General features: G+C 68.8%; 26 protein-coding genes and 1 tRNA gene. 16 read left to right on the top strand and 11 right to left on the bottom strand.

Going from position 1 to position 23,008, the window contains the following annotated elements; genetic code table 11:
• Nucleotides 1–585: 585 nt before the first annotated feature.
• The 3 genes from FHX68_RS13670 to FHX68_RS13660 all read right to left on the bottom strand — a co-directional run bounded on the left by FHX68_RS13670 (nucleotide 586) and on the right by FHX68_RS13660 (nucleotide 2,305).
• Nucleotides 586–1,092, bottom strand: coding sequence for a hypothetical protein (locus tag FHX68_RS13670; RefSeq protein WP_141380422.1), 507 nt, complete (start codon nucleotides 1,090–1,092; stop codon nucleotides 586–588).
• Nucleotides 1,093–1,242: 150 nt separating this feature from the next.
• Complete coding sequence (locus FHX68_RS13665) at nucleotides 1,243–1,449, bottom strand: hypothetical protein (protein WP_141380423.1); 207 nt, start codon at nucleotides 1,447–1,449, stop codon at nucleotides 1,243–1,245.
• 1 nt (nucleotide 1,450) lies between these two features.
• Nucleotides 1,451–2,305: a hypothetical protein gene (locus FHX68_RS13660; protein ID WP_141380424.1), complete on the bottom strand. Its 855-nt coding sequence runs from the start codon at nucleotides 2,303–2,305 to the stop codon at nucleotides 1,451–1,453.
• Nucleotides 2,306–3,212: 907 nt separating this feature from the next.
• On the opposite strand from FHX68_RS13660, the gene FHX68_RS13655 reads away from it, so the two are divergent.
• The gene (locus FHX68_RS13655) at nucleotides 3,213–3,725 is read left to right on the top strand and encodes a hypothetical protein (RefSeq protein ID WP_141380425.1); all 513 of its coding nucleotides are present in this window, start codon (nucleotides 3,213–3,215) and stop codon (nucleotides 3,723–3,725) included.
• A gap of 15 nt (nucleotides 3,726–3,740) precedes the next feature.
• Here FHX68_RS13655 and FHX68_RS13650 read toward each other — a convergent pair whose 3' ends face one another.
• Nucleotides 3,741–3,950, bottom strand: a complete 210-nt coding sequence (locus tag FHX68_RS13650; protein WP_141380426.1) for a hypothetical protein — start codon at nucleotides 3,948–3,950, stop codon at nucleotides 3,741–3,743.
• A 49-nt stretch (nucleotides 3,951–3,999) separates the two neighbouring features.
• Here FHX68_RS13650 and FHX68_RS15335 point away from each other — a divergent pair, with 49 nt between their 5' ends.
• The 11 genes from FHX68_RS15335 to FHX68_RS13600 all read left to right on the top strand — a co-directional run bounded on the left by FHX68_RS15335 (nucleotide 4,000) and on the right by FHX68_RS13600 (nucleotide 10,317).
• A complete protein-coding gene (locus tag FHX68_RS15335) occupies nucleotides 4,000–4,365 on the top strand; it encodes a hypothetical protein (protein WP_170214230.1) in 366 nt (121 codons plus the stop codon).
• A 125-nt stretch (nucleotides 4,366–4,490) separates the two neighbouring features.
• Nucleotides 4,491–4,847, top strand: coding sequence for a hypothetical protein (locus tag FHX68_RS13645; RefSeq protein ID WP_141380427.1), 357 nt, complete (start codon nucleotides 4,491–4,493; stop codon nucleotides 4,845–4,847).
• A 22-nt stretch (nucleotides 4,848–4,869) separates the two neighbouring features.
• A complete protein-coding gene (locus FHX68_RS13640; protein ID WP_141380428.1) occupies nucleotides 4,870–5,226 on the top strand; it encodes a DUF2958 domain-containing protein in 357 nt (118 codons plus the stop codon).
• Nucleotides 5,227–5,417: 191 nt separating this feature from the next.
• Nucleotides 5,418–5,657 carry a hypothetical protein gene (locus FHX68_RS15615; RefSeq protein ID WP_141920302.1) on the top strand — a complete coding sequence of 80 codons (240 nt, stop codon included), beginning with the start codon at nucleotides 5,418–5,420 and terminating at the stop codon, nucleotides 5,655–5,657.
• 9 nt (nucleotides 5,658–5,666) lie between these two features.
• A complete protein-coding gene (locus FHX68_RS13630; RefSeq protein WP_141380429.1) occupies nucleotides 5,667–5,993 on the top strand; it encodes a hypothetical protein in 327 nt (108 codons plus the stop codon).
• A gap of 168 nt (nucleotides 5,994–6,161) precedes the next feature.
• On the top strand, nucleotides 6,162–6,953 hold the full coding sequence (locus FHX68_RS13625) for a hypothetical protein (RefSeq protein WP_141380430.1): 792 nt from the start codon (nucleotides 6,162–6,164) through the stop codon (nucleotides 6,951–6,953).
• Nucleotides 6,954–7,079: 126 nt separating this feature from the next.
• Nucleotides 7,080–7,397 (top strand): hypothetical protein, encoded by a 318-nt coding sequence (locus FHX68_RS13620; RefSeq protein WP_141380431.1) that lies wholly within the window; start codon nucleotides 7,080–7,082, stop codon nucleotides 7,395–7,397.
• A gap of 61 nt (nucleotides 7,398–7,458) precedes the next feature.
• Nucleotides 7,459–7,833, top strand: a complete 375-nt coding sequence (locus FHX68_RS13615; RefSeq protein ID WP_141920299.1) for a hypothetical protein — start codon at nucleotides 7,459–7,461, stop codon at nucleotides 7,831–7,833.
• A 1-nt stretch (nucleotide 7,834) separates the two neighbouring features.
• Entirely contained in the window at nucleotides 7,835–8,638 is an 804-nt protein-coding gene (locus FHX68_RS13610; RefSeq protein WP_141380433.1) for a DUF2637 domain-containing protein, read from the top strand.
• A gap of 23 nt (nucleotides 8,639–8,661) precedes the next feature.
• Nucleotides 8,662–9,063, top strand: coding sequence for a hypothetical protein (locus tag FHX68_RS13605; protein WP_141380434.1), 402 nt, complete (start codon nucleotides 8,662–8,664; stop codon nucleotides 9,061–9,063).
• Between the two features lie 306 nt (nucleotides 9,064–9,369).
• A complete protein-coding gene (locus tag FHX68_RS13600; RefSeq protein ID WP_141380435.1) occupies nucleotides 9,370–10,317 on the top strand; it encodes a hypothetical protein in 948 nt (315 codons plus the stop codon).
• A gap of 244 nt (nucleotides 10,318–10,561) precedes the next feature.
• On the opposite strand, the gene FHX68_RS13595 is transcribed toward FHX68_RS13600, so the two are convergent.
• Both FHX68_RS13595 and FHX68_RS13590 read right to left on the bottom strand, forming a co-directional pair.
• Nucleotides 10,562–10,635 (bottom strand) — tRNA-Gly (locus tag FHX68_RS13595).
• A gap of 49 nt (nucleotides 10,636–10,684) precedes the next feature.
• Nucleotides 10,685–10,933 (bottom strand): hypothetical protein, encoded by a 249-nt coding sequence (locus tag FHX68_RS13590; protein ID WP_141380436.1) that lies wholly within the window; start codon nucleotides 10,931–10,933, stop codon nucleotides 10,685–10,687.
• Nucleotides 10,934–11,042: 109 nt separating this feature from the next.
• Here FHX68_RS13590 and FHX68_RS13585 point away from each other — a divergent pair, with 109 nt between their 5' ends.
• Both FHX68_RS13585 and dcd read left to right on the top strand, forming a co-directional pair.
• Nucleotides 11,043–11,627: an NADPH-dependent FMN reductase gene (locus tag FHX68_RS13585; protein WP_170214231.1), complete on the top strand. Its 585-nt coding sequence runs from the start codon at nucleotides 11,043–11,045 to the stop codon at nucleotides 11,625–11,627.
• A gap of 68 nt (nucleotides 11,628–11,695) precedes the next feature.
• The gene (dcd, locus tag FHX68_RS13580; RefSeq protein ID WP_141380438.1) at nucleotides 11,696–12,301 is read left to right on the top strand and encodes a dCTP deaminase; all 606 of its coding nucleotides are present in this window, start codon (nucleotides 11,696–11,698) and stop codon (nucleotides 12,299–12,301) included.
• Between the two features lie 15 nt (nucleotides 12,302–12,316).
• Here the strand turns inward: dcd and FHX68_RS13575 are convergent, their stop codons facing one another.
• Both FHX68_RS13575 and FHX68_RS15330 read right to left on the bottom strand, forming a co-directional pair.
• The gene (locus FHX68_RS13575; RefSeq protein WP_141380439.1) at nucleotides 12,317–12,520 is read right to left on the bottom strand and encodes a YciI family protein; all 204 of its coding nucleotides are present in this window, start codon (nucleotides 12,518–12,520) and stop codon (nucleotides 12,317–12,319) included.
• 93 nt (nucleotides 12,521–12,613) lie between these two features.
• Nucleotides 12,614–12,766 (bottom strand): hypothetical protein, encoded by a 153-nt coding sequence (locus FHX68_RS15330; protein WP_170214232.1) that lies wholly within the window; start codon nucleotides 12,764–12,766, stop codon nucleotides 12,614–12,616.
• A gap of 301 nt (nucleotides 12,767–13,067) precedes the next feature.
• Here FHX68_RS15330 and FHX68_RS13570 point away from each other — a divergent pair, with 301 nt between their 5' ends.
• Complete coding sequence (locus FHX68_RS13570) at nucleotides 13,068–14,783, top strand: BCCT family transporter (protein WP_141380440.1); 1,716 nt, start codon at nucleotides 13,068–13,070, stop codon at nucleotides 14,781–14,783.
• 13 nt (nucleotides 14,784–14,796) lie between these two features.
• Here the strand turns inward: FHX68_RS13570 and FHX68_RS13565 are convergent, their stop codons facing one another.
• Nucleotides 14,797–16,257: an MFS transporter gene (locus FHX68_RS13565; RefSeq protein WP_141380441.1), complete on the bottom strand. Its 1,461-nt coding sequence runs from the start codon at nucleotides 16,255–16,257 to the stop codon at nucleotides 14,797–14,799.
• 100 nt (nucleotides 16,258–16,357) lie between these two features.
• Between FHX68_RS13565 and FHX68_RS13560 the strand changes: the two genes are divergently transcribed.
• The gene (locus FHX68_RS13560; RefSeq protein ID WP_141380442.1) at nucleotides 16,358–18,121 is read left to right on the top strand and encodes a DEAD/DEAH box helicase; all 1,764 of its coding nucleotides are present in this window, start codon (nucleotides 16,358–16,360) and stop codon (nucleotides 18,119–18,121) included.
• 187 nt (nucleotides 18,122–18,308) lie between these two features.
• Here FHX68_RS13560 and FHX68_RS13555 read toward each other — a convergent pair whose 3' ends face one another.
• A complete protein-coding gene (locus FHX68_RS13555) occupies nucleotides 18,309–21,119 on the bottom strand; it encodes an FAD-binding and (Fe-S)-binding domain-containing protein (protein ID WP_141380463.1) in 2,811 nt (936 codons plus the stop codon).
• 59 nt (nucleotides 21,120–21,178) lie between these two features.
• Entirely contained in the window at nucleotides 21,179–22,882 is a 1,704-nt protein-coding gene (locus FHX68_RS13550; RefSeq protein WP_141380443.1) for an L-lactate permease, read from the bottom strand.
• Nucleotides 22,883–23,008: the final 126 nt, after the last annotated feature.

The raw sequence follows: 23,008 nt of genomic DNA, 5'->3' as shown, positions 1-23,008 counted from the left end.
GACAGGTGCCCCACACCAGATCGCCTTCGGGACCAGTGCGCAGTTCAGCCTGCCCATCACCGTTGCAGTCGGGACATACCGCGAAGTATTCGTCAGGGTCGCCGGTGTCGTATCGAGTGAAGCTCATGTCGCTCACCGTACTCACACTGCGCGGCTGGCTACATCGATCGCGCTCATTGCGGTGGATACTGTGACGGGTAGATGGCAAGGAGTCGTCAGAAAACTGAGCGAGCGAGGTCATACTTGTGCGCGGCTTGGTGCCCGACGCGCGGGTGTCGGAGGAGGAGCGCGAGCGAGTCATCCGCGCGGTACATAGGTTGTCCGGGCGACCGCTCGCACATCCCTAGGCTGGCAACGTGATCGTCCTCTTCCCCGACACGAACTCGCTGCACGGCGATCTCCTGATGCGTGGGCGTTCGAGCGGCGAGCTTCTTGCGCTACTGACGTGAAGGTCGACTACTTCGAGGAGACGCGGGCGGCAGCCGTTGCGGAACTGGCGGTCGTCTGGTCCGATGACGACCTGCGGCTCTGGCTAGAGGCGCGAGGCGACCGACACCCCTCGTCCTGAGATGATGCACCTGCGCATCATGACTCCAACGACTCAGCGGTAAGGGTTGCATTCTCCTGAGTGACTGGCTCATTCTTCTTCGCGGTACCTCCCCGCACGTTCTCGATGAGGAGCGCCAGAACGAGGACGAGGACGGCGGCGGACACGCCCACCGCGCACTGCCACAGGGCGTGCTCGAATTCCTCGGGAGGTTCATAACTGCGCAGGACGAAGAGAATCGCGAGCGTGGCTGAGCTGCCGATAGCGCCAAGCGGAAGTGCGACCCGCGCAAATCGGCGGTCTAGTTCGGCGGCATTTCGATCCGCTCGCGACAGCGCGACACCGTCGATACCGAGCAGCAGCAACATGACGAGGTGGTAGTCGAACAAGAACCCCGCCGCTTGGGAGATGTCGTCGGCGAGCGGGAGGAATAGTGTCGCGGCACCAACGACGACGGCGATGACGAACAGAGTGACAATTCCGAGCGCCGTGTTCTCGATGAGTCGCTGCTCAGTGGTTATGGGATTCGTCGGCGTTGCCGTCACGCCGTAAGGCTAGCGGTCCGCAACGACGATGCGGAGACGCACCCGCTGTCCGCCTCATATCCAAGGGGCGCCGACGATCCGCCCGTGCGGCGCTCTCGTGGGCAGTGTCATGCGCGCACCGATGACTGCCCTGCGCTGCGCTCCGACACCTCAGCGCATCGCCCGCACGCGGGTGATGATGAGCGCCGAGATCACCAAGACCGCGGCTCCAACCGTCACCGGCAAGCCGTCCGTTGTCAGCCACACGAGGAACTGCCCGAGGCTGACGAAGACGAAGGCGGAGATCAGCGCGAGCACGTACAACGCGAATGCGACCGCGACGAGTCCGAAGAACCCGAGGGTGAAGAGCGTACGCATGTCATGCCGCCTTCGGGAGGATGATCGCGATTCCCCGGGTGACCTCGTCGGTCGACCACCCCGCGCGCAAAAGCTTCTGCCGCAACGCGCCCCGCAGCACCGCGACGACCTCGCGCTTGCTCTCGTCGGCGACGACCCCCGCGCACGCGTCGCGCATCGCGCCCACCCATTCCCGGGTCGGCGTCTTCGGGACCGCACCGACGTGCGCGAGGAGCCCCGGGAGGACTCGCTCGTGCACGAGCTTCTTCTGCGCGCGTGAGCGCTCCGCGGACGCAGCGCGCTCCGCAGCCTCGATCACACGCGCCGCTTCGCGTTCGTCCCGGAGACGAGCCGGCTCTCCCTCGCTGAGGGTGCGTGCGGCGTCCGCGAACGCTCGCACGTCGTCCGGGTCGAGCCCCGCATCCCGGAGCGTGCGGCGCGCGCGGGTGCGACGACCTTGGGGGAGCGCATCCTCCGATCCGAGTGCGCGGAGAAGCGCGTACTGCCATGCGGCATCGCCGATTGCGCCGTACCCCACGCTCGGCTCGGTGACCGCGCGCAGAACGCGAGCAGCATCGGCGGCGCTACCGTTCGACTCGGAGGGTGCTTCGCTCCCGCCCGCCAGTAGATCGACGAGACCCACGGCAACCCCGTTCGATTCGAGTGTGCTGCTCACGCTCGCAGGCAGCTTGGCGAACCGCACGCGCCCGGGCACACCGCGACCTCGGCTGAGCAGCGTGAGCGTCCCGCTCTCGACGAGCTTCCGCACGCGCGCACTCACCGCAGTGTGCGTGACGCCGAGAACCACGCCGAGCTTCTTGCTCACGAGCGCCGAGTCCCACGCTTCGGGATCGTCGATCATCCCGAGTGCGAGCACGGCAACGAGTGCGGCGTGACCCGCAGGGTGAGGCTGAAGCAACGCAGCGACAGCGCGGCGCGCGATCCGCCGCCGCCTCTCAAAAGGGGATTCCGCGCCATGACGCTTCGCGGCAGCGGTCAGCGTCCTCCACGCCGCCGTCTCGGTGACGATCTGCGTAACCCCAGTGTCCCGGCAGCGCGACCGGAGCCAGACGCGACACCGTCCGGCGGGCACGTTCTCGGAGCGAGCACGAGCGAGAACGGCGAGCACGACGGCGGTCGCGGGACGACCGGCGCGCAGCGCTGAGGTGAGCACCGGACCGAGCGTAGCGTCGAGCGCGGGGAGGTCGAGCGAGTTTCGTGGCGTCATCAGTTCCGTATACCTCTATTAGGGATTCCCTACGGGTAATCCCTATGTTAGCAGATGTGATCGGATAGTGCATTACCATTCACGGGAGCGCAGCGCAAACCGACACGCGGGGCGAGACGCGGGCAGCGCGAGACGCGGGGCTCAAGCCGCAGGCGGCAGCGCAAGCAGAGGTCGACTCAGCGGCAAGCCGGAGGGAGCCCGCAGGGCTCCGCATCGAGGTCGGCGCAGCGAGGGGACGAGACCGCAACGGCGGGGGAGCGGAGTGGCTCAGGGGGAGCAGTAGCCCGGAGCAGCACCGGGGGAGCAGCGCGGGGCGGAGCCGGTACGGAGGGCGTTTCGAGGACGGGGGTCGGTGCAGGGATGAGGGTCAGAGGGAGTGTGATGAGACCTACCTTCTTCTTTCTTCTCCCTCTTCCTCTCTGAGTGCTGTCCTTCTGTGTGAGTGTCTTCCTTCTGAGTGCTTGGGGAGCCGGGAGTCTGCGTGGAGAGTGCGCATGCTTCAGCGCCGCCGTAGGGTGTGCGAACGGAGGGCGGCGCGGATCGCTAGAGTGCGGGCATGGCGATATTCCCCGAGCGTGCTCCCGGACCGAACGATGCGGACCTCAGCGATGAGGAGTACAACAAAACCGGCACGTTCCTCTACCCGCCCTTTCCGAGGAGTGCGCAGCAACTCATCGCGTTCTACGAGGGTTCGCACCCCACTGAGGAGCAGTTGACGAAGTTCGCCGATGCCTACGGCGACGCGCGACTGCGGTGGGCTTCGCCGCTGGTGGAGGAGGCAGATGGAAGGTTCAGACGCCTCTACGGTGCCGGTACCGAGAAGGCTTCCGCCGCGCACTGGGAGTACGTCGCGAAGCTGGAACAGAAACACCCCACGCACATGAACCCGCTCTTCGCGCGGGACATCGCGCGGGCAGTGCAGATGCACCGCTTCGCGGGGGCTCTGCCCGAGAGCGAGGCGAGGAAGGTCTACAGCCACCAGATCGCGATGCCCAACGGGATGAAGGCGGTCGTGTCCGAACTTGCGGAGCGCTACCTCGTGGGGGAGTACGAGGGCGAACTCATCTGATCCCCGAGTCCTGATTTATGCGGCGGGGACGGGCTCGACGCCCTCGAACGCTCGGATCGCGCTCTCTCGCACGCCCTCGACGGTCGTCTGTGCGGAGAGCGCGATGTGCTCCCACGAGACGCCGTCCAAGCGCTCCCTGACGAACTGCACCCCGCGCGAGAGTTCCGCGAGTACGATCCGAGAGTGCGATTCGAGCACTTCGTAGATGGTGGGTGTGGCATCCATTGTGTGCCTCTCCGGGAAGCGTGCCAGCGCGTAGGCTGACGCAGGGGCGATGCCCCGAGACGCGACCTCCGCCGCCGCCATCAAGGCGGTCGTGGACACCGCGAACGCCGTCAAGGCGGCGAACGACGCCGCTGTCGCGGCGGCACAGCAGGCTCAGCAAGATGCCGAGAACGCGAACTCCGGCGGCGGCGGCGGCTCGGGCTACTCCGGGGGCGGTAACGGCGGAGGTTCGTCCTCGGGGGGGCGGCTCCTCGGGTGGCGGTTCGTACTCCGGCGGTGGCGACTCCTCTGGCGGCGGTTCGTCATCCGGCGGTGGCTCCTCCTCGTCCGGCGGTGGCTCGTCGTCTCCTTCCAGCCTGACGGTTACGGGTGGTGCATCGGAGGGCAAGAGCGGTCACTGCGCTCGTGTCGGTAGCGCATCGTCCACGGGAGGCTCCATCTTCGCTCCCGGCGGCGTGACGAACTACACGAAGTCGTGGGACGGCTCGCAGTGGGTCGTGACGTGGTACGTCTGCGAGTGAGTCCGACCATGATCTCGTCGTGACCACGGACCCCATGCCGCCCCTCACGCGCGATCAGCGGGAGGGGGAGAGTCCGTCCGTGCTCTACGTTGCCTACCGGCACCTCGACCGATGGTTCGACGCGTCCCGCCGGGACCGCCACACAGCGACGCTCTCCCGCATCGACGTTGCCGTGCTCTCCCCGCGCGTGCGGTTCCTCGCGTGGCATCTTCTCGTTCTGTCGCGGCAGGCACGCCCCGTTCTCGACGCGTTTCCGAACCTGCGCCCGCTCGCGGAGGAACGGTGTACACCGACGCCGATTGAGCCGCCGCTCGTGCTCTCCGAGCGCCCCCGGCACGCGTGGTCGTACCTGCGCAGTGTCGGCATTCACCTCTGACCGTGCCGACCATGATGCGTGCATGACGTTCCCCGAGATCAACCGCGCCCTCCGTGGACACGACTTCTACCCGCCGGCCCTCGATGCGATCCCGGGGCTTTACGCAACAGAGAGCACCCCGCTCGACGACAAGATCGTGTTCGCGAAATACCACGTCCGGCACGGTGTCGGGGAGTGGTTCGTCATGGAACTCGACCACCGCGAAGACGACGTGCAGGCGCTCGCGTTCGGGTGGGCGAACCTCGGACAAGAAGAACTCGGCTACTTCGATCTCATCGCGCTGGAGAGCGTGCTGGTCGAGCGCCCGGGAGGTGCACCCGCTCTCGTCGTTCGTGACCTGTCGTGGATTCCTCGCCGATGGGGCGAGGTGCGCCGATGATTCTCCGCGCGCGCATCGAGACGCACTTCCCGGGTGTCAGTGCACGGACGCTGCATCGTGCGATGGAGCGGGCGAGCGACCGCCTCGAAAGCCTCGGCGAGTAGCGCGCAGTCGAGGTTGTCGCCGCACGCCTTGCCGAGCTTCGAGCTGAGGCGCGTGCGCACCCACCCCTCGACCTGTCCGGCGTTCCCTTGATCCCACGCTGCGCGCTCGACGGTGAGCCCGTAGCGGCAGCGAAGTTCGTCTCGTTCATACCCCCGGCAGCGCATGGCATCCCCGCCGTTGCGGCGCACGACCCGGAGCGCGTTGCGATCCTCGCCATCGAGCGATGGAAGTACCCGGGTGGTGGGCGTGGGGATGCGGTCTGGCGCGAGTACGGGGTCGAAGAGTTCGTGTCCGAGAACGGGTGGGTGCGCGACCCGGAGCGGTAGCGTCGGGGGATGGACGAACAGCGCTACCGAGTCACCCTCGACGGGGACGACCGCATCAATTTGCGGCTTGCGTTGCGGGGTCTTCTCGATGCGCAGACCCGAGGCAACATGAACCGTCGCGGTAACGGCTCAGGCAAGCGCAACCGTTCACTGCTCCGGCTGGAGATCGCTCTCGCCGTGCAGGAGATGATCCGCGAAGAGGTGCACGAGAGCGTCGCCGCCGCGAGGGAAAACGGAGCGACGTGGGAGCAGATCGCAGCGCTGACCGGACATGCTTCCCGAGGGTCAGCGGCGCGGTACTTCAGCGGCATCCGTGTTTCGCAAAACGAAACGTAGATGTTTCGCTGAACGAAACGTCTTAACGCCGCTTCCAGAACCGAGATCCCTTGAAAACACGGGGGTCTCGGTTCTTTTTCGCGCTTTAGAGCCCTATGTCTGCTCGCACCGACCATGACAGGGGCAAGCCCGGGATCACCGGGAGTGCCTAACAGATCGGACCCAAGAATGGACATCAAATTTGCTCGCGTCGGGGAGGGCATTGCCGCGCTCGTGGAAAACCTCGTGGGGGAGGAGGCTGCGCGTCAGGGCGTGTCCGCGCGCTCGTGCGCGGAGGCGACTCGCATCGTGAGGGGGGTCGCGCTCAAGCGGCTGTCGCGCATCATGGAGGACACGTCCGACCATTACATACTCGACACCCGTACAGAGGATGATTTCGTCCGGGACGCGCTGGCGACGAGCAGGGTGGGTCGGGGTGATGTGCTCGCCCGTGTCGTCGCCGGGTGCGAGCGCAGGCAGCGGATTCCCCTCAGCACGTTCGCGGAGATGAGTCTCTGCCTCGACCGGTTCGGTGACGAGTGGTGCGCCAATCCGAGCCTGCTGTACGCGCAGGCGACGCGTCTCTCCGTGGACGCGCGCGCCATCGCACTTGCGACCGTGTGGTCACAGTCGCAGTTCCGACGCCTCCCCATGCCGAAATGGCACTCGCTGTTCGTCAGCGTGGGTTTCATGCACGACGGTGCTCGGGTGAACCGCCCCGCGTCGATGCCGACGCTGTATCGTGCCGCAATCCCCGGGTGCGAGCGCAACTGGTCGTGGACCGACTCGCGCGCGGTTGCGGAATGGTTCCGTGAACGCGTTCCCGGTTCGGAGCTGTATGTGCTGGAGGGCATCGACCCGGACAGCGCGCTGGCGCGGATCGACGCTATCGCAGAGAACGAATGGGTCGTCGATGTTCGCGCCTCGGGCGCGACGCCGGTCCTCGTTGATCATTCTGACTGCGCTGTTCGTGCTATCTAGCGTAACGGGATGTTACCTGAGTGCGACCTGAGAATCGCTCCCTCGCTGGCGCGCTCAACGTAACACTATGTTACGCTAGTGATATCAATCAGGCGGGCATGCCCCCCATGTTGCAAGGAGAGAACAATGACCGACACCAACCGCGAGGCACGCCTCGAACGCCTCGTCGAAATCGTCATCGACGGGGATTGGGAGGGCGACATCGCAGCCGCTCTGGAGGCGATGGACGGACCCTCTCCCGACGTGGATTCCTACTTCGGCGTCGAGGGCGGTTTTGACCTCGACGCGTCCGCCGAGAACATCGCCGACGCGATCCGCGAGGGCTTGGAGGACGCGCTCGGCGATGACGACGGCGGCGACCTGACCGACGACGAGGTGATCTCTTACGCGTCCCTGCCGAACAGCGACGACTCCGGGTTCAGCTTTTGGGTCGAGTCCGACTGACCTCGATGCGGCGGGCGTGATTCGCTCCGCCCGCCGCATCGCGCAACGGAAAGGAGTGCTCGTGCTCAACCTGACGCCCGTCGCCGCGTCCGACACCGTTCGCGCCGATCCCCACCTCCCGACACCTCACTCTCCGAAAGGGCACCCCATGAGCACTCCGACCACCGACCACATCGTCTCCGTATACGGAATCGTCGGCGACACTGCGACGCCTGTCGTGCTCCTGCGCCAAAACACCCCCATTCACGCGCACGTCGGTGACTACGAGGTCGTCAACTCGGGGTACGGGCTCGACCCCGATGGCGACCTCGTGGTGATCGGTGGCAAGCCGGTCGGCTACCCCGCGAAGCTCATCGGAATCGACGGGCGCAGGCAGGCGCGGTTTGATATCGACTGGAGCCGACCGCATCAGTTCGAGCGTGTGGAGGTGTTCTGACATGGCGCGCGCAGGCTATGTCGCCGACCGCCGCGGCATCGCGAATGTGTCGGTGGTCCTCGCGATGCTCGTGGCGGTCGCGCTGTTCTTCGTCTCGTTCGAGGGGTTGTCGTATGTGGGCAGCCTCATCGGTCTCGGTGGCTGGTCATGGCTTGTTCCTGTCGCGCTGGACGCAGCAGTCGTCGTCGCCACGCTCCTCGCGATTGTGCGTCGCGCTCAGAAGCGGAGGGCGATGCTCGAATGGAGCATCGTCTACGCGGCGACTGCTGCGTCCAGCGCGGCGAACTTCGCGTCCCATGCTGAGCGCGCACAGGGCTACCTCCCGGCGCTCGTTGCGGCTGCGGCTCCCATCCTTCTGCTCCTTCTCTCCCACGCGGTCATCCGCACTCTCGTGGAAGCAGGCGATCCCGCTCCGCGCCCCGTGCGCACAAAGCCCGCGTCCGCGCTGCCGGTCGCGGCAGCGGCTGAGATCGTGCCCGCCAAGACCGCTTCGGCGTCTAAGTCCAAGCCCAAGGCTGCTCCTGCGGCACCCGCAACCTCGACGTTCCCGTTCGAGGAGGTCGAGGGGCTCGACGAGGCGGCGCTCCTCGGGCGGCTCGACGCACTCGCGAACGACCCTGCCTCCACTCAGCGCGGCACTGCCCAGGGGGCATCGTTCACGGTGACCTTGTGGGCGCTCACCAAGGTGGACTCCGGAGAGTGGACGCCGACCACCCTCGCGCGCAGGCTTGGACATGCTGATCGCAACCGCGTCCTGGACCGCGTGCGGCGTGCGGAGCGCGCCCGAGCCGCGCTCGTTGCGTAACGGTGTGATACGCTATCGGCAATATGACCAGCCTTGAAACTCTCGCTGCGCTGCGCAGGAAGCGTGATGCCATCCGTCGCCGCCAGGACGAACTCGACGATGCCCTCGCGGTGGCGATCCGTAGTGCTAATGCCGCCGGTGAGTCGTGGGTTGCGATCTCCGACGCTGCGGGACTCGGCGCGACCGGGCAGGCGGCTCAGATGTGGCTCTCGCGGTACGAGAAGCGCGGCGAGGGATCGGCGCCCGCTCCCCGGGATGGCACGCTCTCGCGGAAGGACGCCGCCGCGGCATTTGGGGTTACCGAGGCGACCTTTGCGAAGCGGCTCTCCGACCCGACCTCAGAGGTCTCCCGCCGCACGACGGTGATTCCGCCGGGGGAGTCCGGTCGAAAGGTGCCCCGCTACCGGGTAGCCGCCGCCGAGTGAAACGAGAGCCGCCTCCGGGCGGTTCTCTTTTGCGATACACCTATCGTAACGCATCGTTATCAGTCCGTGATATGCAATCGTGCGGCTCGGCTTGTCAGTAACGTAACGTAGAGTTACGATGGTGGTATCAAGTTCCACCACACGATGAGAGAGGGGAGGTGGATCACCGACCATGCGAAACACCACGACAATCACGCAGGCGTTCAGCGCCGCGACTCATCGCCACGGCATCGCAATCGGCGCGGTGGTCTTCCTCCTTGCTCTGATCCGTACCGTCGTCCGCTGAGCCAAAGGAGCGGGAATCCCATGCTCGCCCACCGAATCGCCGCACTCGCAGTCTCCGTCGCCATCCCGCTCGCGGGGGTCGCCGGGGGCATCGTCGGCAACGACCTCGCCCGTGCCGAGCGGACCGCGGCGCTCGACGCGTGCAACTCGGTCGCGACGTGGAACGCCGAACAGGCTGTCCACCGGTCCTACGCGGATGGGCAGGCAGCGCGCGCTGCCGACGAGGCGTTCCAGCCCATGCTCGACGCCGCATCCGCACTCGCGGACTCCTCCGCGGGGAAGGCGTCCGACGAGGCGCGTGCCGCGCTCTCCGGGGCTGTCGCGGGCTACGTGGCTGCCTACCGCTCCGCCAACTTCCAGGACGGCACAGAGGCGCAGAGCGCGCAGGCAGCGGCGCAGGATGCTGCGCAAACCGCCATCGACGCCGCAACCGCGACCGTGAACGAGCAGGTCGCCGCGTGGCAGACCGCCGAGGACGCTCGCGCCGCAGCCGAACAGGCTGCGGCGCAGGAAGCCGAAGTTCGCGCCTCGACCTCGGACTCGAACGAGGACAGCGATAGTGCTCGCCAGTCCTCGGCATCGTCGAGCAGCGACGGAGGCGACCCCGCACCGTCGTCGGGGCGCGCCTGGGCGGAGGGCATCGTCGCCTCAATCGCCCCGGGGGTGCCGGTCGTGTGGGGGTATACCCCGGCGGGCGGCAAGTACGGCGGGAAGTACAGCCCGGGATCGGGCGCGATCTCGCTCAGCGACAACGTCGCCGACCGCAGCGGATACGCGTACTCGATCCTCGTCCACGAGGCGACCCACGCCGGTCCGCAGCGCGGAAGCTGCTACTCCGTGTGGAAGGCGCACTTCGGCGGCGACGCGGAGCGATTCGCGCAGGCGTATACAGCGGTTCACTTCGGAACGACAGTCGGTGCGTACGCCGCCCCGAGTGACGACGACCTCGCAGCGGCAGGCTCGTGCTGAGCCGCCCTTCAAACCCCGCGGTTTCGGTGCCGCGGTTCCCGCCGGGGCGGTGAGGTTCCTCTCTCCGCCTCACCGCCCCGGCTCCTCCTAAGCGAAGACCCCCACGAGTGATCTGCTGTGGGGGGTCTCTTGCACGTCAAAGCACGCAGAAAGCACGCAGCATCGTGCATTTCGACGCCGGACGGTGCTCGCTTGCTCTCCGTGAGAAACAGAAAACCCCCGGTCTGACCGGGGGTTTCTCGTGTGGAGGGGCTGACGGGAATCGAACCCGCGCTGTCTGCTTGGGAAGCAGAAGTTCTGCCATTGAACTACAGCCCCAGAGCATCCCGCAGGATGCCTGAGAAAGCCTATCAGGCGGCTCTCGCGATCACGGCGCCGGCGGGCCCGAGTAGGGCGGCTGTGCCGGCGGACCCTGGTACGGCGACGCGGGCGGAAGGTAGCCGCCCGGGGCGAACTGCTGACCGCTCTGCTGCATGGCGAGGAGCATCCCGTTCTTCACTGCGGTGCGCATGATCAGGTAGTTGATCCACAGCGCCAGGGCGAGGATGCCGAGGTAGATGACGATCATGATGAGGAAGAATCCGATGCCGATCCCGGCTCCGTAGTCAGGGTTCATGGCCGCCACAGTAGCGCGACACGGCCGCACGCACGAGGAAATATTCGCGCGAATAGATACGTTGACCACCGTGCGTCCCCAGACCGGGCGCGCTTCGGAAGGAACGTCCATGACCGGCATCCGCCCCCGCATCGCGATCATCGTCGGCAGTGCGCGTCCCGTGCGCATCGGCGACCAGCTCGGCGCCGAGATCGCGCGGGTCGTCGAGGCATCCAGCGATGCCGGTGTCCGCACGCTCGACCTGCGCGAGATCGGGCTGCCGATGCTCGACGAGCCGCTCATGGCGGCGCTCGGCCAGTACGCGCACGCGCACGCCCGGGCGTGGGCCGCGCAGGTCGCCGATGCCGACGCGGTGATCTTTCTCACCCCGCAGTACAACGGCGGCTATCCCGCGTCGCTGAAGAACGCGATCGACTATCTGGGCGCCGAGTGGCGGGGGCTCCCCGGCGCGATCGTCAGCTACGGCGGTCGCGGCGGTCCGCTCGCCGCGGATCAGCTCGCCGGCGTGCTCCAGTTCATCGGCGTCGACCTCACCGAGACGCAGACGCAGCTCGTCATCGAGCGCACCGACTACACGCCGGAGTGGCGGCTCGGCGACGCGGAGGCCGTCGTGCAGCGCAACACCGCGCCGATCGAGGCGCTCGCGGCCGAACTCGTCGCGAAGGTCGAGGCCGCGGGGCGCCGCGCGGCCTGAGGGGCCCCCGCCGGAACCGAACCCCGGCCGCCGCGGCGCGGCTGCGCTCGCGCCGCTAGGCTGGCCGCGTGCTGCTCAGTGACCGCGACATCCGCGCCGAGATCGACAAGGGCCGGGTGGCCCTCGACCCGTGGGACCCGGCGATGGTGCAGCCGTCGAGCGTCGACGTGCGCCTCGACCGCTACTTCCGGCTGTTCGACAACCACAAGTATCCGTTCATCGATCCGGCGGAGGATCAGCCCGATCTCACGCACCTGATCGAGGTGCGGCCCGACGAGCCGTTCATCCTGCATCCGGGCGAGTTCGTGCTCGGCTCGACGTTCGAGCAGGTGACGCTGCCCGACGACATCGCCGCGAGGCTCGAGGGCAAGTCATCCCTCGGGCGCCTCGGCCTGCTGACGCACTCGACCGCGGGTTTCATCGACCCCGGGTTCTCCGGCCATGTGACGCTCGAGCTCTCGAACGTCGCGACGCTGCCGATCAAGCTGTGGCCGGGGATGAAGATCGGGCAGCTCTGCTACTTCCGGCTGTCGTCGCCGGCCGAGAACCCCTACGGCACCGGGCCGTACCTGAACCGGTATCACGGGCAGCGCGGGCCGACGGCATCCCGCTCGTTCCAGAACTTCCACCGCACCGACGTCGGGGCGACGGACGCCGGCGCGCGCGGCAACTGACCCGCTCCCGCGGCGTCAGCCCATCGTCGCGTCGAAGTCGTCCTGCGTCCGCACGCGGGTGACGCGGACGCCACCGCCGTCGACGGGCGCCTCGGGAAAGCGCGCGGCGATCTCGGCCGCGCGGGCCTGATCGGCGACGTCGACGAGGCAGCAGCCGGTGACGACGTCGGCTTCGCCCGCGGGCGTTCCGCCCCGGGGCCGCGGGCGCCGAGAACGCACAACAGCACCTCTCCGAGGTCGAAAGAGGTGCTGTTGTGCGTTTTCGATGGGGTGGTGGATGCCCCGGGAGGCTTGTGCCCGAGGGGGGACGGGTCAGTCGCGCGGGGCGGCGCCGCGCTGGAACCCGGCCTCGAAGCCGCGCTCGTACGCGCGCTCCGCGCCGTGGTGACGCGGTCCGTGGTGGTGACGCGCTCCGTGGCCGCAGTCGTGCCCGGCCTGCGGACCACGATCGAAGCCGTGCTCCACGTGGCCGAATCCACGGTCACGACCGAAGCCGTGCTCGCGACCGTGCTGCGCCGGGCCGAACCCGTGCTCGCGACCGAAGCCACGCTCGCGATCGAATCCGCCGTCGGGGCCGAAGCCGCGCTCCGGGCCGAAGCCGTGCTCACGGCCGAAGGCCCGCGCCGGGCCGAAGCCCTGCCCGCGCCCGAAGCCGCGACCGCCGCGAGCTCGCGCGACTGCTCACCAAGCTCGCCGCCGCCTGGCCGCAGCTCTGACCGGCCCGACCGTCTCCGACGAATCCCCCGTCAGCGGGTAAAGTGCCGGGGTGACCGCCGACACTCCCGACTCCTCCGCGCCCTTACCCTCCCCGTCCGCGGAGACCCCCGCGAGCGCATCCGCCGCCAAGACAACCGCCAGCGAGACCGCCGCCCCCACCCGCCGCACCGGCCCGGGGCTCTGGGTCGTCGGCCCCGCTGCGGCCGTCGCGCTGCTGTTCAGCGCGTTCGCGATCTTCTTCCCCGCGCAGGCCGAGCTCTTCTTCGGCACGATCCAGGCCGCGATCGTCGACGGGTTCAGCTGGTACTACGTCCTCATCACCTCGTTCTTCGTCGCGTTCTGCCTCTTCCTCGGGTTCAGCCGCTACGGCGACATCAAGCTCGGCCGCGACGACGACGAGCCCGAGTTCTCCAACACGGCGTGGTTCTCGCTGCTGTTCGCGGCGGGCATGGGCGTCGGCCTCGTCTTCTACGGTGTGAGCGAGCCGCTCAGCCACTTCGTCGCCCCGAAGCCGGGCGTCACCGGACCTCCCGCCGAGCTCGCCCAGTCGGCGCTCACCCAGACCTACCTGCACTGGGGCGTGCACGCGTGGGCGATCTACGTCGTCGTCGGGCTCGCACTCGCCTACGCGATCCACCGCCGTCGCCGTCCGCTGTCGATCCGCTGGGCGCTCGAGCCTGTGCTCGGCCGCCGGGTGCGCGGCGGCTGGGGCAACGCGATCGACTCGATCGCCCTCGTCGGCACGCTGTTCGGCGTCGCGACGAGCCTCGGCCTCGGCGTCATGCAGATCAGCTCGGGTCTCGACTCGGCCGGGATCATCGAGAACCCCGGCATCCTCGAGCAGATCGTCATCATCGTGGTCATCACGGGCGGCGTGCTGTTCTCGGTGCTCTCCGGCGTCACCCGCGGCATGAAGTGGCTCTCGACGACCAACCTCATCCTCGCCGCACTGCTCCTCCTCTACGTCCTCTTCGTCGGCGACACGGTGTACCTCCTGCGCGAATGGGTGCAGTCGATCGGCGCGTACCTGCAGAACTTCATCGGGCTCAGCTTCAGCGTCAGCGCGTTCCAGGGTCAGGCCGGTCAGGAGTGGCAGGCGGCGTGGACCGCGTTCTACTGGGGCTGGTGGATCTCGTGGGCGCCCTTCGTCGGCGTCTTCATCGCGCGGGTCAGCCGCGGCCGTACCGTGCGCCAGTTCGTCATGGGCGTGCTGATCGTGCCGACGCTCCTCGGCATCCTGTGGTTCGCCGTCCTCGGCGGATCGGCGCTTAAGCTCGAGATGGACACGCCCGGATCGATGACGGATGCCTCCGGCGGGGTCGATCTGCAGGGCGCGCTCTTCCAGCACCTCCCCGGCACGATGGTGCTCACGATCGGCGCGCTGATCCTCATCGCGATCTTCTTCGTGACCTCGGCCGACTCGGGCGCGCTCGTCATGGGCATGCTCGCCACCGGCGGCAACCCCGAGCCCTCGCGGCCCGTGAAGGCGCTGTTCACGTTCGTGACGGCGATCCTCGCGATCGCGCTCCTCATCGCCGGCGGGCTCGTCGCGCTGCAGACGGCGGCGATCATCATCGCGCTGCCGTTCAGCATCGTGATGCTGCTCATCTGCTGGTCGACGATCGTCGCCTTCCGCCGCGAGCGCGCCGCCTACGACCGCGCCCGCCGGGCCGAGTTCGTCGACGAGATCGGGGAGCGCTACGGGCTCGAAGTCGAAGAGCCCAACGAGCGAGGCATCCGCCTGCCGTGGATGCGGCGCCGCTGAGCATCCGCTCCCGTCAGCTGCGCACGTGCGGCGGCAGCTTCACGAACAGCAGCAGCACGAGACCGATGAGCAGCACGACCCCGATCCCGAGCACGCCGTAGACGATGCCGCCGAACCACGCGAGCGACAGCGACCAGGCGAGCGGTGACAGGAACGACGCGACGCGCCCCGTCGTGGCGTAGAGGCCGAAGATCTCGCCCTGCATGCTCGGCGGGGTGATGCGCGTGAGCATGCTGCGGCTGGCGGCCTGCGCCGGCCCCACGAAGGCGCACAGCAGCAGACCGCAGATCCAGAACACGATGCTCCCGAAATCGCGGAGCGCGAAGACGACGAAGGCCATCGTGACCAGGCCGACAAGGGCGATGATGATCAGCTTCCGCGCCCCGATCACGTCGTCGAGCCGGCCGGCGAGGATCGTGGAGATACCCGCGATGAGGTTCGCCGCGAGGCCGAAGGCGATGACCTCGAGGAACGAGAATCCGAAGCCCTGCGCCGCGAGCACCGCGCCGAAGGCGAAGACGCCGGCGAGGCCGTCGCGGTAGACGGCGGCGGCGAGGAGGAAGGAGAAGGTCGGCCGGTTCACGCGGAACAGATTCACCAGGTTCTTGCCGAGAGCGACGTACGAACCGAGCGGCCCGACCTTCTCGGGCCCGCCGTACGAGGGCGACTCGGGTACGTTCCGCAGCAGCGGGATCGAGAACACGAGGGTCCACACCGCGCACAGCACGGCGACGAGCTTGTACGCGAGCGGGTTGTTCTGCCCGACCCCGAACAGGATCGGGATGCACAGGATCAGCGCGACGACGCCACCGATGTAGCCGAGGCCCCAGCCGAGACCCGACACGCGACCGACGGTCTTCGGCGTCGAGACCTCCGAGAGCATCGCGTAATAGCTGACGTTCCCGATCTCCGAGATGACCGCGCCGAGCGCGACGGCGGAGGCGCCGAACCAGAAGTAGCGCGGATCGGCCTCGACGAAGAACAGCGCGAACTGCACGAGGGCGACCGCCACCGTCGCGCCGAGGACCCACTTCTTCTTGCTGCCGCGCGCGTCGGCCTGCTGGCCGAGCACCGGTGCGAGCAGGAGGATCAGGATGCCCGCGGCGAAGTTCGCCCAGCCCCACCATTCCGAGAGGTCGGTGAGGCCTTGGCAGTACGCCGTCGCGATGTTCTCCGAGGTGTTGCAGTTGAGGTACGAGCCGTCGGCGAGGCGGCCGGACTCCCGCACGGCGGGGTCGAGGAACTGGCGCGAGGTGAGATAGAGGGCAACCCAGACGAAGGTCAGGATGACCGTGTTGAAGGGCTGCATCGCCCAGTCCCACATCGCCCACGAGATCACCCGGCGCCGCGGGATGTCGCGGTCGGGGACGGAGTTCTGGAACGCCTCGCCGATCGCGCCGAACGCGCGTGTGTCGGCGGGCATGGGGGGCACGGCGCGGGGCGCGTCGGGGCTGGGCTGGTCGGGCAGCGGCATGCTCGTCACGCTAGGGCGCGCGGGTGAACGGGCGGTGGCGCCACACCGCCCACCAGGGCGGGCGCCCGCGCGGGTCAGGGCGGGCGACTAACGTAGGAGGATGACTTCCGACACCGCGCCTGACGAGGCCCCGGCGGCCCCCACGCTCACCTTCGCCGACCTCGGTCTCGACGACGCCGTTCTGAAGGCGGTGAAGGACGTCGGCTACGAGACGCCGTCGGCGATCCAGGCGGCGACGATCCCGCCGCTGCTCGCCGGCCGCGACGTGCTCGGCACGGCGCAGACCGGCACCGGAAAGACCGCCGCGTTCGCGCTGCCGATCCTGTCGCAGCTCGACCTGTCGCAGAAGACCCCGCAGGCGCTCGTGCTCGCCCCGACCCGCGAGCTGGCGCTGCAGGTGTGCGAGGCGTTCGAGTCGTACGCCGCGCGGCTGCGCGGAGTGCATGTGCTGCCGGTCTACGGCGGGCAGGGCTACGGCCAGCAGCTGTCGGCCCTCCGCCGCGGCGTGCACGTCGTCGTCGGCACGCCCGGGCGCATCATGGATCACCTCGACAAGGGCACGCTCGACCTCTCCGAGCTGCGCTTCCTCGTGCTCGACGAGGCCGACGAGATGCTCAAGATGGGCTTCGCGGAAGACGTCGAGACGATCCTCGCCGAGACGCCCGCCGGCAAGCAGGTCGCGCTCTTCTCGGCGACCATGCCGGCGCAGATCCGCCGCCTCGCGGGCACGTATCTGAAGGATCCCGACGAGATCAACGTCAAGGCGAAGACGACGACCTCCGCGAACACCACCCAGCGCTACCTCGTCGTCTCCTACCCGCAGAAGGTGGATGCCCTGACCCGCATCCTCGAGGTCGAGCCCTTCGAGGGCATGATCGTCTTCACGCGCACGAAGAACGAGACCGAGACGCTCGCCGAGAAGCTCCGCGCCCGCGGCTACACCGCCGCCGCGATCAACGGCGACATCGCGCAGGCCCAGCGCGAGCGCACCGTCAACCAGCTGAAGTCCGGCAAGCTCGACATCCTGGTGGCGACCGACGTCGCCGCCCGCGGCCTCGACGTCGACCGCATCAGTCACGTCGTGAACTTCGACCTGCCGATCGACACCGAGTCGTACGTCCACCGCATCGGCCGCACGGGCCGCGCCGGTCGCACCGGCGACGCGATCAGCTTCGTCACTCCGCGCGAGCGGCGGATGCTCGCATCCATCGAGAAGGCGACGCGTCAGCCGCTCACGGAGATGGCGCTGCCGAGCGCCGACGACGTCAACGCGACCCGCCTCACGCGGTTCGACGACGCGATCACGACGGCGCTGTCGGAGACCGAGCGGATCGACCGTTTCCGCGACATTATCAACCACTACGTGCGCCACCACGACGTGCCCGAGGCCGACGTCGCCGCGGCGCTCGCCGTCGTCGCGCAGGGCGAGACACCGCTGCTGCTGGATGCCGCGGACGACGCCCCCGTGCGCCGCGACCGCGAGCGGTTCGACCGCGACCGGGACCGGGAGGGCGGGCGTGACCGGTTCGACCGCGGCGACCGCTCGGACCGCGGCGACCGGCCGCGGCGCGGATCGTCGGGCCCGACCGCGACGTACCGCATCGAGGTCGGCCGACGGCACAAGGTCGAGCCGCGCCAGATCGTCGGCGCGCTCGCGAACGAGGGCGGCTTCCGCCGCGAAGACTTCGGCGCGATCCAGATCCGGCCCGACTTCTCGCTCGTCGAGCTTCCCGCCGACCTCCCCGCCGACACCCTGAAGCGGCTCGAGCAGACCCGCATCAGCGGCCGGCTGATCGAGATCAAGCCCGACCGCTTCCAGCGCTCGACGAAACGAACCGATCGTCCGTCGCGTCCGCGCGACTGACCGGATCGAGCCTGCCGGGCTTCGCACGGGCCGGTCACCTCGCGCTCGTGCGCGGTGCGCACAACTCCGGAGAATCGGCGCCGGAGGCTCCGCACGGTGCCGAAAGCCCCTCCGGCCGACGGGATGTCCGGAGTTGTGAACGGCGGAGCGTGAGGGAGGCGACCCGGCCGGGCGGCGGCCGGGACCGTCAGCTCGGCGGCCGGGTCGCCTCTTCGAGCAGTTCGAGGACGTGCCGGTACTCCGCGCCGGTCGCACGGGTCATCCCGATCTCGCACGTGCGGTTGCACGACGCGTGTGCGTCGGCACCGAGGCGGGCGACCTCGGCCGCCTCGGCCGCGGTCGCCGCGGCCGTCAGTTCGGGATGGAGCATCCCGCGGTCGCCGGCGAAGCCGCAGCAGTTCCACGCGTACGGGACGGTCACCTCGCGGGCGACGACCGCGCCCACCGCCTGCAGAGCGGGATCGAGCCCCATCTGCGTGGACGAGCAGGTCGGATGCAGGACGAGCGAGTCGACCAGCGGCGTGATCTCCCCGAGCGCCGGCAGCACCTCACGGGCGACGAAGTCGACGGCATCCTCGGTGCGGAAGGGCAGCTTCCGGTCCTCGAAGATGTGCGCGAACCCCTCCGTGCAGCTGGAGGCGTCGCTGATCACCGGCAGTGCGCCGTCGCGGGAGGCGACCCGCACCGCCTCGACGACCCGATCGGCCATCACGTCCCGCCCGCCGGCGTACCCCTTCGAGGTCCACGGCGTGCTGCAGCACAGGGCTTCGATGCCTTCGGGTACCACCACGCGCACGCCGGCGCGTTCGAGCAGCCGCGCGAACGCGGAGGTCGCGCCGATGCCCTCCCCCGCGGCTCCGAACATGGAGTTCACGCAGGCGGGCAGGTAGACGGCGACCGGATCGCCGGGGCCGGACCCGAGGCATCCGGTCAGCGGCCCCCGCGCCGAGCCGCCCGCCGGGAGGTCGGCGCTGTACTCCGGGACCGTGTCGGCCCCCAGGAGGGCCCGCCCCACCGTCGTCGCGGCCTTCACGAGTCCCTCGGGCACGTGATCGGCGACGGTCAGGGCCGCCGCTCCGCCGCGACTGACGGCGCCCCACCCGTGCGCGGCGGCCTTCCACCCGGCCGCCAGCACCGGATTCTGATCCTCTCGGCGCAGCCTCTTGACGAGCGCGCCGGTGTTGATGAGGACGGGGCATGCGGTGACGCACATGCCGTCGACGGCGCAGGTGTCCACGCCCGCGTAGTCGTAGTCCCGGTCGAGCTCACGAGCGAGGGCGTGATCGCCCGCCGCCTCGGCGCGCTTCATGCCGCGACGCACGACGATCCGCTGCCGGGGCGTGAGCGTGAGGTCCTTCGACGGACACACCGGCTCGCAGTACCCGCACTCCACGCACCGGTCGGCTTCGGCCTCGATCGGCTCGGCGAGCTTGATGTTGCGCAGGTGCGCCCGCGGATCGTCCTCGATGATCACGCCGGGGTTGAGCATGCCGGTCGGGTCGCACAGCCGTTTGAGCTCGCGCATCACCTGGTACAGCTCCTCGCCGTACTGCCGCCGGACGTAGGGCGCCATGACGCGACCGGTGCCGTGCTCGGCCTTGAGGTTGCCGCCGGCGCCCAGCACGAGGTCGACCATCTCCTCCGTGAACGAGGTGAAGCGCCCGAGGGCCGCGTCGCCCTCGAAGCGGTCGGTGAGCATGAAGTGGATGTTGCCGTCCTTGGCGTGCCCGAAGATCACGCTGTCGCGGTAGGAATAGGTGGCGAACAGGTCCTGCAGCGAGGCGCAGGTGGGCGCGAGCTGCGGTACGGGCACGACGATGTCCTCCAGGAGGGCGGTCGTCCCGGACGGACGCGCACCCGCGACGCTCGTGTACAGGCCCTTGCGCAGCTTCCACGCCAGGGCGCGCACGCCGGCGTCGCTGGACAGCGCAGCCGGCGTGATCAGCGGCAGCTCGCGCAGCAGAGCAGTACCCGCCGCGGCCAGCGCGGCGAGTCCGGCCTCGTCCATCGCCTGGTACTCGATCAGCAGCGCGGCCTGGTCGGTGACCTCGAAACCGCGGATCTGCGGCGGCGCATCGGCGAAGGACTGACCCACGCGCAGACTGGTCGCGTCCATGAGCTCGAGGGTCGCGGCACCGGTCGCCACGAGGGCGGGGAGCGCGCGGGTCGCCTCGACGATGTCCGGGAAGACCGCGAGCGCCGTGGTCACCCGGGGCTTGATCGGGACCGTGCGGTAGGTGGCCTCGGCGACGAAGGCGAGAGTGCCCTCGCTGCCGATCACGAGGCGGGTGAGCACCTGCACGGGGGACTCGTGGTCGAGGAACGCGTTCACCCCGTACCCGATGGTGTTCTTCATCGCGAACTGCCGCTCGATGAGGCGGACCGAGTCGGGATTCGAGCGGACGCGCGCCGTGAGGCGGCGCAGGCCTTCGAACAGCTCCGGCTCGGCGGCCTGCAGTGCGGCATCCGCGTCGAGCGCTGCGGAGTCGACGACCGTGCCCGAAGGCAGCACGAACACCATCGACTCGAGCGTGCGGTAGGTGTTCTCGACCGTCCCGCACGCCATGCCGCTGGAGTTGTTGGCGATCACCCCGCCGATCGTGCATGCCGCCTCGCTGGCCGGGTCGGGGCCCAGTCGATATCCGTGCCGGAGCAGACGGGCGTTGACCTGCCGGACGGTGGCACCCGGCTGCACCCGCACGCGGCGGCCTCCGTCGAGCACGTCGATCCGCCGGAAGGAGCGCCGCGTGTCCACGAGGATGTCCTCGCCGGACGACTGCCCCGACAGGCTCGTCCCGCCCGAGCGGAACGTGACCCTGGACCCGCTCGCGGTGGCGGCGCGCATGATCGCCCCGACCTCGGCGGCGTCGTCGGCGATCACCACGGCGCGCGGTGTGTGCAGGAAGTGCGAGGCGTCGCTGGCGTACGCGACCCGGTCGATCGCCCGCAGCCTGATGCGCTCCGCCTCGCCGACCGCAGCGGCGACGGCGGGGTCGATCCATCCCTGCCGCGGGATGTCGTGGTCGGCGTGCGGGAGGGGATGCCGGGCTGCAGCGGTCACGGCGTGGGGACCATCCAGCCCAGGATCGGGGTGGACTGCAGGTAGACCAGGCCCGTGAAGACGATCAGCAGGCCCAGGCTCCACCAGAGGAGCTTTCGGAACAGGTCGCCCTCCTTGCCGGCCATTCCGGCCGCCGCGGCGGCCACGGCGAGGTTCTGCGGTGAGAGCATCTTGCCGAGCACGCCGGCGGACGAGTTGGTGGCCGCCATGAGGACGGGGTCGAGCCCGACTTTCTGGGCCGTCGTTGCCTGCAGCAGGCCGAACAGCGCGTTCGAGGAGGTGTCCGATCCGGTGATCGTCACGCCCAGCCAGCCGATGGCCGGCGACAGCAGGGCGAAGAAGCCGCCGGTCGCGGCCAGCGCCGCGCCGAGGGTGTGCGTCTGACCGGACAGGTTCATGACGTAGGCGAGGGCGAGGACCGACACGACGGTGACGATGGTGAAGCGCAGCTGGTGGAGCGTCGCCCCGTACGCCTCCAGCGCCCGGCGCGTCGGCAGCCGGTACAGGAGGGCGACGATGATGCCCGACAGCAGCAGCAGCGTGCCGCCGGTTCCGATGTACCCGAGCTTGAAGACCGTGGCCACCGCCTCACCCGAGCTGTCGGAGACGTCCAGACCGGGCCAGGCGAAGGTCAGCGTCGCATGCTCGGCGAGGAAGGCCTTCACCGGCGGCAGCTGCGAGATCGAGAACACCGCGATGATCACGACGTAGGGCATGACCGCGTTCCAGGTCAGGTTCGCCGGCGTGCGCCCGCTGCGGTCGATCCTGGTCGCGTCGGCGACCTTGACGACCGTCGTGGCGGTCTTGCCGCCGGTCGTGGGGACGGTTACGCCGACGGCCGAGCCGGCGTTCGCGTCGGCGATCGCCGGCTCGAAGGCGACGGTGCTCCTGGGCGTCCAGAACTTCAGCGTGACCAGCACGGCGATCACGGTCACCACGGCGGCGACCACGTCGGTGATCTCGACCGCGATGAAGTTGGAGGTGATGAACTGCGACACGGCGAAAGCGACACCGGCGACGGTCGCGACCGGCCAGGTCTGCCGCACGCCGCGCCATCCGTCGACGATGAACACGAGGATGAGCGGAACGAAAACCGCCAGGAACGGCGTCTGGCGGCCCGCCATCTGCGAGAGCAGATGGATGTCGATGCCGGTCACCCCCGACAGCGCGATGATCGGCGCGGCCATCGCGCCGAACGCGACCGGTGCCGTGTTGGCCAGCAGTGACACCACGGCCGCTTTGACCGGCGCCATCCCCGCGGCGATGAGCATCGCGATGGAGATCGCGACCGGCGCGCCGAACCCGGCGAGGGACTCGAGCAGCGCACCGAAGCAGAAGGCGATGATGATGGCCAGGATCCGCTGGTCGTCGCTGATCGCGCGGATGCGGTCGCCCAGCACCTCGAACCAGCCGGTGACGACCGTCAGTCGGTAGACCCAGAGTGCGTTCACGAGGATCCACAGGATGGGCACGACTCCGTACAGGGCGCCTTCGAGACTGCCGCTGATGACCTGGGGCACCGGCATCCGCCACACCGCGACGGCGAGAAGCATCGACAGCACGAGACCGACGAGTGAGGCTTTCCACGCCTTCACGCGGAAGACCCCCAGCAGCACGAAGAGCGTGGCCAAGGGGATGACGGCGACGAGCGCCGAGAGGGCGAGCGACCCGAACAGCGGGTCGAGGATCTGCTGGAACATCCGGTGGTGACTCCTCATCGAGTGGGCGGTCGACGTCGACCGCCAGGGGTGTTTCGCTCGTGCGATTGTCTGACAAGAACACAAGCCTGTCAAGTATCCGGATGGGACGGTCAGCATTAGGATGGC

It is taken from the genome of Microbacterium lacticum (assembly GCF_006716815.1).
Taxonomy (GTDB): Bacteria; Actinomycetota; Actinomycetes; order Actinomycetales; family Microbacteriaceae; genus Microbacterium; species Microbacterium lacticum.
The sequence above is the reverse complement of the archived record's forward strand: the minus strand, read 5'-3'. Positions and strand labels throughout refer to the sequence as shown.

Excerpts from the sequence above, each read along its gene's own strand:
- FHX68_RS13665 (WP_141380423.1), bottom strand. The coding sequence starts at position 1,449 with ATGCGTACGCTCTTCACCCTCGGGTTCTTCGGACTCGTCGCGGTCGCA.
- FHX68_RS13655 (WP_141380425.1), top strand. The coding sequence starts at position 3,213 with ATGGCGATATTCCCCGAGCGTGCTCCCGGACCGAACGATGCGGACCTC.
- FHX68_RS13650 (WP_141380426.1), bottom strand. The coding sequence starts at position 3,950 with ATGGATGCCACACCCACCATCTACGAAGTGCTCGAATCGCACTCTCGG.
- FHX68_RS15335 (WP_170214230.1), top strand. The coding sequence starts at position 4,000 with ATGCCCCGAGACGCGACCTCCGCCGCCGCCATCAAGGCGGTCGTGGAC.
- FHX68_RS13640 (WP_141380428.1), top strand. The coding sequence starts at position 4,870 with ATGACGTTCCCCGAGATCAACCGCGCCCTCCGTGGACACGACTTCTAC.
- FHX68_RS13630 (WP_141380429.1), top strand. The coding sequence starts at position 5,667 with ATGGACGAACAGCGCTACCGAGTCACCCTCGACGGGGACGACCGCATC.
- FHX68_RS13625 (WP_141380430.1), top strand. The coding sequence starts at position 6,162 with ATGGACATCAAATTTGCTCGCGTCGGGGAGGGCATTGCCGCGCTCGTG.
- FHX68_RS13620 (WP_141380431.1), top strand. The coding sequence starts at position 7,080 with ATGACCGACACCAACCGCGAGGCACGCCTCGAACGCCTCGTCGAAATC.
- FHX68_RS13610 (WP_141380433.1), top strand. The coding sequence starts at position 7,835 with ATGGCGCGCGCAGGCTATGTCGCCGACCGCCGCGGCATCGCGAATGTG.
- FHX68_RS13605 (WP_141380434.1), top strand. The coding sequence starts at position 8,662 with ATGACCAGCCTTGAAACTCTCGCTGCGCTGCGCAGGAAGCGTGATGCC.
- FHX68_RS13600 (WP_141380435.1), top strand. The coding sequence starts at position 9,370 with ATGCTCGCCCACCGAATCGCCGCACTCGCAGTCTCCGTCGCCATCCCG.
- FHX68_RS13590 (WP_141380436.1), bottom strand. The coding sequence starts at position 10,933 with ATGAACCCTGACTACGGAGCCGGGATCGGCATCGGATTCTTCCTCATC.
- FHX68_RS13585 (WP_170214231.1), top strand. The coding sequence starts at position 11,043 with ATGACCGGCATCCGCCCCCGCATCGCGATCATCGTCGGCAGTGCGCGT.
- FHX68_RS13565 (WP_141380441.1), bottom strand. The coding sequence starts at position 16,257 with ATGCCGCTGCCCGACCAGCCCAGCCCCGACGCGCCCCGCGCCGTGCCC.
- FHX68_RS13560 (WP_141380442.1), top strand. The coding sequence starts at position 16,358 with ATGACTTCCGACACCGCGCCTGACGAGGCCCCGGCGGCCCCCACGCTC.
- FHX68_RS13550 (WP_141380443.1), bottom strand. The coding sequence starts at position 22,882 with ATGTTCCAGCAGATCCTCGACCCGCTGTTCGGGTCGCTCGCCCTCTCG.